This window comes from Pseudoalteromonas sp. Z1A8 (assembly GCF_011378855.1).
In the GTDB taxonomy this organism is placed as follows: Bacteria; Pseudomonadota; Gammaproteobacteria; order Enterobacterales; family Alteromonadaceae; genus Pseudoalteromonas.
The window spans coordinates 1-10,598 of sequence record NZ_WTLB01000079.1 but is presented as its reverse complement, the minus strand read 5'-3'; the positions used below and the strand labels follow the sequence as shown (position 1 = coordinate 10,598).

8 protein-coding genes are annotated in these 10,598 nt (G+C 36.8%); 6 read left to right on the top strand and 2 right to left on the bottom strand.

Going from position 1 to position 10,598, the window contains the following annotated elements; genetic code table 11:
* Positions 1 to 169: 169 nt before the first annotated feature.
* Both GQR55_RS18880 and GQR55_RS18875 read right to left on the bottom strand, forming a co-directional pair.
* Positions 170 to 577, bottom strand: coding sequence for a phosphate ABC transporter substrate-binding protein (locus GQR55_RS18880; protein ID WP_166421821.1), 408 nt, complete (start codon positions 575 to 577; stop codon positions 170 to 172).
* 12 nt (positions 578 to 589) lie between these two features.
* Positions 590 to 1,720: a porin gene (locus GQR55_RS18875; protein ID WP_166421820.1), complete on the bottom strand. Its 1,131-nt coding sequence runs from the start codon at positions 1,718 to 1,720 to the stop codon at positions 590 to 592.
* A 951-nt stretch (positions 1,721 to 2,671) separates the two neighbouring features.
* On the opposite strand from GQR55_RS18875, the gene GQR55_RS20270 reads away from it, so the two are divergent.
* The 6 genes from GQR55_RS20270 to GQR55_RS18845 form a co-directional block, all read left to right on the top strand.
* A complete protein-coding gene (locus tag GQR55_RS20270) occupies positions 2,672 to 3,106 on the top strand; it encodes a helix-turn-helix domain-containing protein (RefSeq protein ID WP_240916923.1) in 435 nt (144 codons plus the stop codon).
* A complete protein-coding gene (locus GQR55_RS18865) occupies positions 3,102 to 3,623 on the top strand; it encodes an IS30 family transposase (RefSeq protein WP_166421822.1) in 522 nt (173 codons plus the stop codon). The genes GQR55_RS20270 and GQR55_RS18865 overlap by 5 nt, the downstream gene beginning before the upstream one ends.
* A 302-nt stretch (positions 3,624 to 3,925) precedes the next feature.
* A complete protein-coding gene (locus tag GQR55_RS18860) occupies positions 3,926 to 6,148 on the top strand; it encodes a TonB-dependent receptor (protein ID WP_166421819.1) in 2,223 nt (740 codons plus the stop codon).
* A 277-nt stretch (positions 6,149 to 6,425) separates the two neighbouring features.
* Positions 6,426 to 7,547 (top strand): 4-phosphoerythronate dehydrogenase, encoded by a 1,122-nt coding sequence (locus GQR55_RS18855; RefSeq protein ID WP_166421818.1) that lies wholly within the window; start codon positions 6,426 to 6,428, stop codon positions 7,545 to 7,547.
* 48 nt (positions 7,548 to 7,595) lie between these two features.
* Positions 7,596 to 8,612, top strand: a complete 1,017-nt coding sequence (locus GQR55_RS18850) for an aspartate-semialdehyde dehydrogenase (protein ID WP_166421817.1) — start codon at positions 7,596 to 7,598, stop codon at positions 8,610 to 8,612.
* A gap of 320 nt (positions 8,613 to 8,932) precedes the next feature.
* A partial coding sequence (locus GQR55_RS18845; RefSeq protein ID WP_277344833.1) for a FimV/HubP family polar landmark protein occupies positions 8,933 to 10,598 on the top strand: 1,666 nt, incomplete at its 3' end.

Below are 10,598 nucleotides of genomic sequence, written 5' to 3'. Positions count from 1 at the left end.
GTGGCGAATATATCTGTATCAAGTAACCAATGACTAAGCATAAAAATACCCTCATAATCAAAAGATGATAAGGGTATTGTGAAACAACCAAAAGATCGGTCAACCGATCAAAAAATGCCTTAACTGATCGGTGTTAACCCAAGGGGGTTTTTTTATATCTATTTAACTGTTAAAAAGTAGCAATTACTTTTACTTTATCACTAACTTTCGAACTATCAATATAGCCAATCGCGTTGTTATTCGCAGAAACAAAATCAATAACAGCCTGGTCAGATGCAAGCTTTTCAGGAGGTGTACCTTTACCTGTAAATATCAGTTTAGACCAATATGCGTTTAACTGACTACTAGACTTACCGACTACTTTATCGTTAAATTCATCAGTCACCGAAGTGCCATCTTGATTTACTGGGTTAACTTTATCGCCATTACTAAATGACTTACTTTTTCCTAAATAAATCTTTTTTATTGTGTCAGCATCTACAGAGCTAACGTTGCTTGGATTAATAATCACTGCAACTTCTGCGAATACATTAATTGAACACAATGAAAGTGCACTAACTAAAATTAATTTTTTCATCATAAGCTCCAATTAAAATACCAAGTCTATGCCAACAGCTACAACATCAGTTTCTGTATCAGTTACATCATCCTCAAAACGACTAAAGTCGATTTTGAATGCAGCGGAAGGATGGAAATCATAACGTGTACCAATTGTATATACATTACTTTGTGCACGAAGCCCATCAAGAGCACCATTCACAGCCGAATTTAAGCTTGGTATTGACTCAATAGTATTAAAACGTGATGAGTCATGCTTGTCATCATTATCTTCATATGTAAAATGAACAATTACACTGTCAATACGGTAACCAACGGATGCATAATACTGCGACTGTTTTGGTAGGATGCTGTCTTCAACCTCAAATTGTGTATATTCGGCATCAAACAAAAAGTTTTCATAATCAATAGAAAAACCAACGCCAACGAAGGTTGTTTTATCTTCATCAGTGATAAGATCATTCGCCGTATCAGTTAAGCTATTATCTGATAATGCATCAGCAAGCCCTAAAAGGCCGCCATCCTCTGATGAGATACTCGTGTCTGCAACCATATATGCTACACGAGCACTAAACCAGTCATAAGATAGGTTCCAGTTTACGCCGCCAAAGTTATTTAGTTCAGCCGGTAACTCTGTACCGAATACATCAATATCGTCATCGAATGCACCGTAAAAACCTTGAAGCGTAGAATCCCAATCACCTAATTGTGAGCTGTAAACTAAACTAAGACCTTCGTAAGTTGAAAATGGGATACCGTATACTGATTTTGGCGGACGTACCCAACGATATGCATAGCCTACATCTAAAAAGTCAGAGTATTTGTAAAATGGAGCGCGCATTTTACCCGCACTTAGTTGCAGTTCATCTGAAAATTCGTATGTAATATACGCCCATTCAAACTCTGCATCGAAGTCGTTTTCGCCTCGAGCTACAATTTGAGCTGTTGCAGTAAGCTTCTCTTGTAGGTCTGCAGAGAGCTGTAATGCAAAAACGCTTTCATTTTTAAATGTAATATCATCATCATAACCGTACAAAGTACTGTCACTATCCAGACTTTTACCACCGATAATTGATGCAAAACCATTAATTCTTACTTCAGCACTAGCATAGCTAGATGCCAAAGCTGCACATATCGCTACTGCTACAGATAGCTTTTTCATATGTTGTTCCTATTTGTTATTTACATGTTGATTTCTTTATCATTATAAGTCCATAACATGTATTTATCTAATAAATAGAATGATTTAAATTTTTGTTTAATTTAAATCAATATTATTCTGTTATTTTTTATAAATTAGGTATGAACATTTGTGTTTAAAAATGTTTAGTGTTGGGTTTAGGTATATAAATATGCGAGTGGTAACCCTCTTTGATTTTGTTTATAACTTTTTAAGCTAGTTCAAAAGCCGTAAGCATTAAATTTACTGTTTTACAGAGTCGTTAAGATTTAACTCTATATATTTTATATAAGCTATTTAATTTAAATGTTTATATTTCTGAATATCCCCGTAGTTGAAATTATCAATAAGTGAAACTAGATATAAGCAAATAGAAACTTTCTAAACGGTGTTTTTATCATAGGATTACTCCTGTCTTAGCGAGGTTGTTCAAAGGAAATAGCGCTGATGAAGAAGCTAACTTGGTTTTTATTATGTTGCTTTGCAATGAATGCATACAGTAACGATGAAGTAAGTTTAACTCTGGTAGGTCATATCTCACCAGTGTGCGGCTTTACTACTCAAAATAACAACCTTCAATTTTCTTCAGATGTCCTCGGGAGTATAACTCTAGAGCCTGGCGCAGTGCTTGCTGAATATCTAAATGCTTGTGGTGCCAGGCAACTGCTTTGTATAATAAGTAATAACAATACTTGGTAATTATTTCATTTATTAATAAAGAGTTAGGAGAAAGGTAAAATTTTCACTTGCAGTATTATGATTCGAAAAGTGAATTTTTAACATTGCCTCTCACAAAAGGTACTGATTATAAAGTATGTTTTATGTACTTTTTTAAAACTTGGATTCAAATAATAAGTGCATAACTTGAATAGGTAGAAGAAATGGTCAGTTGAATATATGCTGATCGCTTTTTCTCCGGCAAGAGATGCAACAATGAAAACATATAAACAACTGACCTATGAACAACGATGCCAGATTTATGCGTTAAATAAAACAGGTTTAAGTCAAAATAAAATAGCGAAACAACTGAACGTTAGCCAATCCACTATCAGTCGAGAGTTTCAGCGTAATAAGGGTAAACGCGGTTATCGCATCAAGCAGGCTCAGACATTATCGAATGAACGTCGATTATCCGCTTGCAAAGCGATTAAAATGACAAAGCGCTTAACTCAACTTATTGATTTAAGGATAGAAAAAAGTGGAGCCCGGAGTAAATATAGGGTTGACTCCGGGAAGAGAAGGATACTGAGATTAGCCATGAGACGATTTATCTTTATATTTGGGCGGATAAACGCCAAGGTGGCGTCCTCTTTGAGCCTGCGCAGAAAAGGAAAAGCATACCAATCAAGAAGGTCGAGGGTTTATTAAAAACCGTATCAGTATTGATGAACGACCAGAAGTTGTTGATGACAGAAGTAGAATTGGTGACTGGGAAATAGACCTGGTTATTGGTAAAGGACACAGTGGCGCTTTGGTCACTATTGTAGAGCGTCAGACATGTTTTACAGTGTCCGCACGAATAGATGATAAATCAGCTAAAACAGTGACGGCTGCCACAATTACATTACTCAAACCTTATGAAAAATCAGTGCTAACAATCACGGCTGATAATGGTAAAGAGTTTGCTTACCATGAAGAAATGAGTAAGCATTTAGGTTGTGATGTTTTCTTTGCAGATCCTTACTGTTCGTGGCAGCGAGGATTAAATGAAAATACGAATGGATTGTTACGGCAATATTGGCCAAAATCAACAGACTTCAAAAAAGTATCACATTCAGAAGTTAAAGAGGTCATAGTTAACCTCAACGATAGGCCAAGAAAGAAACTGAAGTATAAAACGCCAGCCAAATTAATGGCTGAACATATGGTAGCTATAGCTGCTTAAAGATTATGCACTTCAGACTTGAATCTGCCAAATTGCATTTATACGATTTTTTTTAAAACAATTTTTTAGTGAGGTCGATATCAATGTTGTTAATTTATGATAATCCACCTAAAGCTAACAATGCCAAAATTGCTTTTATTCTTTATACATTTATTCAAATAATTTATACATTTATTCACAATTTTGTCATATAATACCTGTCCAGAGGAAAGATGCTATTTAGCGTCTTTTTTTATGCCTAAAATTTATATTATCAATATAAAAGCATAACTAAAATCACACGGTATCCTTTGGAGAATATTTTGAAATTACGTAACCTCTCACAACTAAGCTTAGCAATTTTTGCTGCGCTCACTACCTCTGTAAACGCCGAAGAAACTAAAACAACAGCTAAACAAGACGCGTTTGAAAAAATAGAAGTCACAGCTCGTAAACGTACAGAGAGCCTGTTTGAATCTCCAACCGCTATCACTTCAATTGGCGCTAATCTAATTGATAAAGCCAATATGAGTAACCTCGAAGATATTGGTAAATATGTTCCAAATTTAAATATTACCCGCTATGGCGTGGGCAATTCTGCGCATGCATCTGTATTTATTCGTGGTATTGGTTTGCAAGATCATATTATCACTACCGATCCTGGTGTGGGTGTGTATCTTGATGGTGTTTATTTAGGCCGTCAAATGGGTTCTAATTTATCATTACCTAATGTTGAGCGTGTTGAAGTACTTCGTGGCCCACAAGGTACTCTATATGGTCGTAATACATTAGGTGGTGCTGTAAATGTAATTACAAAGCAACCTGGTGATGAAGGTATTGTTACCACTACAGCAAAATTGGGTAGTCGTGGACGTATTGCTGGCGATGTTTATTTTAATAACTCACTAACAGATGATGTAAGTATGTCTGCAAGTGCATCTTACAAAACACGTGATGGTGTGGGTGAAGCGGTTAATTTAGCAAACCCAGAAAAAGAAATTGGTGAAGAAGAGGAGTTTAGCGGCCGTGTTGCACTTAAATGGCAAGCAAATACCGACTTAGCATTCACTTTTTCTTTAGATGGTGTTGATAACGAATCTGGCCAATCGCCTTATACAATTGAATTGACAGACCCACTAGACTCAAATGATGTTTTTAATGGCGACTTCCCATTATTGACTCAAGATTTAATTCCATCAGACCCTGATGATTTAGGCACAACTGTTGCGGGTATTGAATCTACCTCTTACTCAGGTTGGGGCACATCGTTTTCAACCGACTGGGCAATTAACGATACTTATACCACTAAGTTTATCTCAAGCTACCGTACATCTGAGTATGAAGGTGGCCTAGATGATGATGCATCACCTTTAAACTTGTCTGAGTTTCCAGAGGAGGGCGGTGCTGATCAGTACTCATTTGAAGTTCAGCTAAATGCAACATTCGATAATATGGACTTTGTATCTGGTCTTTACTTTTTTAATGAAGATGGCTTTACACGTTCAGGCCCGTTTGTATTTAGCCCATTTAATACACCTAATGGCTTGTTGAATGATGGCGTAACTGAATCATTTGGCGGTTACGGCGAATTTGAAATTAACCAAGAAACTAATTCGTATGCAGCATATATAAATGCCAGCTACGATTTAACTGACGATTTAACGGTTGGTGGTGGCCTTCGTTATTCAAAAGATGAAAAAGATGCAAATGCTATATTCCCATCATTTCCAACCCGTAAGTATGTAAGTGCAGATTTTGATGCGGTTACGTGGGATGTAAATGCATCTTATCAGCTTAGCAATAATATGAATGTTTATGGCCAGATTCAAAAAGGCTATCAAACAGGTGGTTTTCCACCGCGTCCATTTGGTGGCCCAGATCAATTTGTATCGTTTGACGAAACAAAAGCGATTAACTACGAAATGGGTTTAAAAGGCCAAGTACACGAAAATGTATCTATGATGCTTGCGGTATTTGTGACTGATTACACCGATTTAGCATTACCGTTTTCAGATCCAACAGCGGGTGGTGGCTTTGTAACAATTGTAGAAAATGCGGGTCAGTCTAAAGCGCAAGGTATTGAGCTTGAAACAACAGTTGCTATTACCGATGACTTTACTATTCGCAGTGCAGTTGGTTATTTAGATTCTGAAATAACAGAAGTGGCTGAGGGCGTACAAGGCATAGGTAAAGGCGATTCACCAGCACTTACACCACGCTGGACTGTCATGGTTGCACCTTCTTACTTTATGGATTTAGATAGTGGCGCAACACTTGCGTTTAATGCTAACTATTCGTATCGCAGTGAAATGCAAGGTCAATCAGTTTACAACCAAAGTGAGACTATTGATTCTCGTGAACTAGTTGGTTTTAATATTTCGTACACTAATCCATATGGCGATATGGAAGTTACATTATATGGTGAAAACGTTCTAAACGAAGTTTACGATGTTGGTCGCCTACAACAATCAGGTTTTGTTGGTGTAATGCGCAGTAATGACCGCAGTGAATTTGGTTTGAAATTCAAAAAGGATTTTGAGCTATAAACTAAAATCAAGTAAATAAAATACACTGAAATTTAAGTTTATTTTCTATATTAAAGGCCGACTCATCTTGTGATTCGGCCTTACTATATTCAATAGTAAAATTATTATCTGCATAGTTTAAATCTCTAATTTAAATCCCTAATTTTAATTGCTGATTTAAAACAATCCACATCCCCATTTTTGAATGTTTGTATTAACTAAAATGCGCCTTTTAGTTTGTGTAAAGGCTAGGTTGTTCGTTACAATGGCGACTCTTAATTGCCAAACGGACTCTGTAATGAAAATTCTTGCCGATCAAAATATGCCTTTAGTTGAGCAGTACTTTGCAGACTTTGGTGAGGTTGAGCGTTTTGATGGTCGTAAATTAACACCTGAACAATTAATAGATGTAGATGTACTCCTTACTCGTTCAGTGACTAATGTTAATCATGAACTATTAGCACAAGCTAACAAGTTGAGCTTTGTAGGCACTGCCACAATAGGTATTGACCATGTTGATACACAATTACTGCATGATAGAAATATTGCTTTTACCAGCGCTCCTGGTTGTAATGCCATTGCTGTAGCTGAATATGTCATTAGTAGCTTATTTGCATTAAGCCAAGAAAATGCGCGCCCATTGTGCGGTCAAACAATTGGTATTGTAGGAATGGGTAACATTGGCACGTGTTTGTCGCAAAAATTAAAAGCATTAAATGTCGACGTACTGCTGTGCGATCCAATTAAGCACGAACAGGGCTTACTACAAGAGCATGTAGCGCTTGATGAGTTATTAGCGCAATCAGATGTTGTTACTTTTCATGTTCCACTTATTAAAAGTGGCGAGCACAAAACGCTGCACATGATGAATAAAGAGCGATTAAAAGCACTTAAGCCAGGACTCACGCTAATTAATGCAAGCCGAGGCGATGTAATTGATAATCAAGCATTGCTTGAGGTAATGGAAGCTGGGGCTGATCTAGATTTAGTGCTTGATGTATGGGAAAAAGAGCCCAATATTCTAACTGAATTACTAGAACATGTTCGTTATGCCAGTGTGCATATCGCAGGGCATACACTTGAGGGGAAAGCACGAGGTACACAAATGTTGTATCAAAAATTGTGTGACCTAAAAGGTGTAGAAGTGAGTAAATCGTTGGATGATTTTTTACCAATGCCTGCTATTACAAATGCAACTGTTACGCAAAGCCTTAATGAGCAAGATATTGCCCGTTTGGTGCATTTAATTTATGACGTACGCCGCGATGACGGAATTTTACTTCGCCACTTAGAAGGTGAGGGCTTTGATAGTTTACGTAAAAACTATCCGGTAAGGCGAGAATTTAGCACCTTATTCCTACAAGGTGATAGTCCACAACTAGCAGTACTTAGTCAACTTGGCTTTAGCATAGCTAAATAATTATTTAACTAACGATGTTGTTTTAATGTCGTTTATAGAGGATAAAATATGTCGCAAAAATATAACGTTGCCGTACTTGGCGCTACTGGTTTAGTAGGCCGTCAAATCATTGAAACATTAGCAGATCGTAAGTTTCCTGTAGATCAGCTGTTTTTACTTGCGAGCAGCCGCAGCGCAGGTGAAGACATAAAGTTTCGTGGTGAGACCATTGAAGTACTTGACGTTGAAGGCTTTGATTTTAGCCAAGCGCATATTGGCTTTTTCTCTGCAGGTGGCAGTGTGTCAGAAAAGTACGCACCGATTGCCGCTGATGCCGGCTGTATTGTAATCGATAATACATCGCACTTTAGAAATGACTTCGAAATTCCTTTAGTCGTGCCAGAAGTTAATGCTTCAAGCCTAGCTGATTTTAGAAACCGTAATATTATTGCTAACCCTAACTGTTCAACTATTCAGATGATGTTAGCACTTAAGCCAATTTATGATGCGTACGGAATAGACCGTATAAATGTATCTACTTACCAAGCTGTATCGGGTGCAGGTAAAGAAGCGGTTGATGAGCTTGCAAAGCAAACAGCTAATTTGATGAATGCACGCCCTATGGATAATAAAGTATTTCCAAAGCAAATTGCATTTAACGTTATACCTCAAATTGATAGCTTTGAAGATAATGGCTATACACGCGAAGAAATGAAAATGGTAAATGAAACTCATAAAATTTTGGGTGATACCACCATTGCAGTAAATCCTACATGTGTACGTGTTCCGGTATTTTTTGGTCACTCAGAATCAATTAATATTGAAACGCGCATGCCTTATGATTTTGAACACGTTAAGCAACTTTTAAAAGACGCACCTGGTGTTGAACTAATTGATGACGAAGGTGATTACCCAACAGCCGTGTCTGATGCAAGTGGTAACGACACCGTGTATATCGGCCGCTTACGTGCTGATATTTCTCATCCTCATGGGTTAAACATGTGGGTTGTAAGTGATAACACCCGTAAAGGTGCTGCAACTAACAGCATACAAATTGCAGAAGAGCTTATTGCTAATTACATGTAATATTTAATAGCGCAGAACAGACTTTAAAAGCGGTAAACAGTATTTGTTTGCCGCTTTTTGTTTATATAGCTTGCCAATTTTTTGCCGTTTAATTTTAAAATACAAAAACTGATTGATAACACTCAATAAATTAATATTTATAAAGATGTTTTAAGGCATTTATTTTCAATGTGTTGCAATGGATATTAAGTCCTAACTGGTTTATAGTTTGCAATTGGAATAGAGCTTGCAATAAAAAATAGATTGTAATAATAAATGCGAGTCAGTCATTTGGCTGATAACAGCAATAACTAACAATATTTAAATACTAAAGGATCAGCATGCGCGGTTTAGTTACACTTGTTATATTAGCGTCTGCATTGATAGTAACGCCAGTTTACTCTCAAGACAGTACCCAATTAAAGGGACCTAAGGGCGTTGACTATGGTGCGCAAGGGCGATCTATTGGGCCAATTAAACCAACAGACACGCTTTGGCGAATAGCGGCCAAAGTACGCCCGGATAACTCCGTTAGCATTTACCAAGTTATGCAGGCCTTGTATAACAAAAACCCCAACTCATTTTTAGAACAAAATCTTAATCATATTCAAAATGGTGCCTATTTAAAAATCCCTACTTTAGCCGAAATAAAAGGTGTAAATACACAGCTTGCAAAACAACGCTCAGAGCAAGATGATGCATTATGGGAAAAGAAAAAAAATGGCACACTTACGCAAAGCGAAATTACCTCAGCACAAACAAAAGTAACCCAAGCTCGTAAAGTCGATGTAGACGATGCTAAAAAAGAGATACAGAAAGAATTAAATGAAATAAAAACAGAGCAAAGTACTAAGCTGGTTGAGTTACAACAACAATTTAAAAATTCTGTAAGCAATGTAGAAGAAATTTTAGTTGAGAATAATAATCTTAAAAAACAATTATCAGGTATTTCAAACGAACTCGAAAACTTACGCTTACAGTTAGGACAAGACAGTGAAATTCAAAATCAATTAAAAGAACTAATTGTTAAGCAAAACGAGATTATTGCACAGCAAAAAAAACAAGAGATAGTACCAAAAGAATCGTTTGATTTAAGCTCATTATTTTCAAATCCGATAGTGCTGGGCTTGTTAATGTTTATTCCTGGGCTACTGATTATTTTTGCTGTTGTTATGTTTTTACGAAAACGAGCAAATAAGCAAGACGAGCCACAAAACGACGATGACTTTTTACCGCAAACCCCAACTTATACTGGTGATGACGATTTAGGCTCAAGCTTAAATGACGATCCAATTGTTCCCGATCCTCTTGATGATTTAAGTGTTCAACTAGATGATAGTCTTGAAAATGATATGTTGCCTGATGATGATTTAGACGACGGCTTAGATGATTTTTCTGGTGGCGAAAATTTACTCGACCAAGACGAACTTGAAAGTCTATTAAGTGATGACATCATTTTTGATGATGAAAACACCGATGGCGATGATGAACTCGATATTTTTATGCAGCAAGGGTTTGATCAGCCTTCAGATGAAGGTTTAGAGGATATTGATTTAGACGTATCTGATGAACCAATAAACAATGATGAGATTTTAACTAATGACGATTTAGATAGCCTGTTTGATGAAGATGACAGTCTACCTGAGTTTGATGCAGTGCAAACAAACGAAGCTTTAGAAGATGATAGCTTAGAATCCCATGATGAAATGGCGGCTTTAAGTGAAGAGCTTGCAGCGGATGATGATTTTGATATAGATGAATTATTAGATCAAACATCAACTAAGTTAGATACTCCTAATGACTCTTCAGCTGAACCGGATACAGGTGATGACTTTGACTTAGACGATATAGATAGCCTAATTGATGAAGCGAATGAACCAAAAGCTGATGTGGTTGAAAATTCATTAGAAAGTGAGTTGCTTGATGAAGATGAGCTTGTAGATGAAAGCGACGACTTTGATTTAGACGATATAGATAGCCTAATTGATGAATCAAAAGCTGATGTGG

Bases quoted from the DNA above. Each gene is read 5' to 3' on its own strand.
- GQR55_RS18875 (WP_166421820.1), bottom strand. From the start codon at position 1,720: ATGAAAAAGCTATCTGTAGCAGTAGCGATATGTGCAGCTTTGGCATCT.
- GQR55_RS20270 (WP_240916923.1), top strand. From the start codon at position 2,672: ATGAAAACATATAAACAACTGACCTATGAACAACGATGCCAGATTTAT.
- GQR55_RS18880 (WP_166421821.1), bottom strand. From the start codon at position 577: ATGAAAAAATTAATTTTAGTTAGTGCACTTTCATTGTGTTCAATTAAT.
- GQR55_RS18855 (WP_166421818.1), top strand. From the start codon at position 6,426: ATGAAAATTCTTGCCGATCAAAATATGCCTTTAGTTGAGCAGTACTTT.
- GQR55_RS18850 (WP_166421817.1), top strand. From the start codon at position 7,596: ATGTCGCAAAAATATAACGTTGCCGTACTTGGCGCTACTGGTTTAGTA.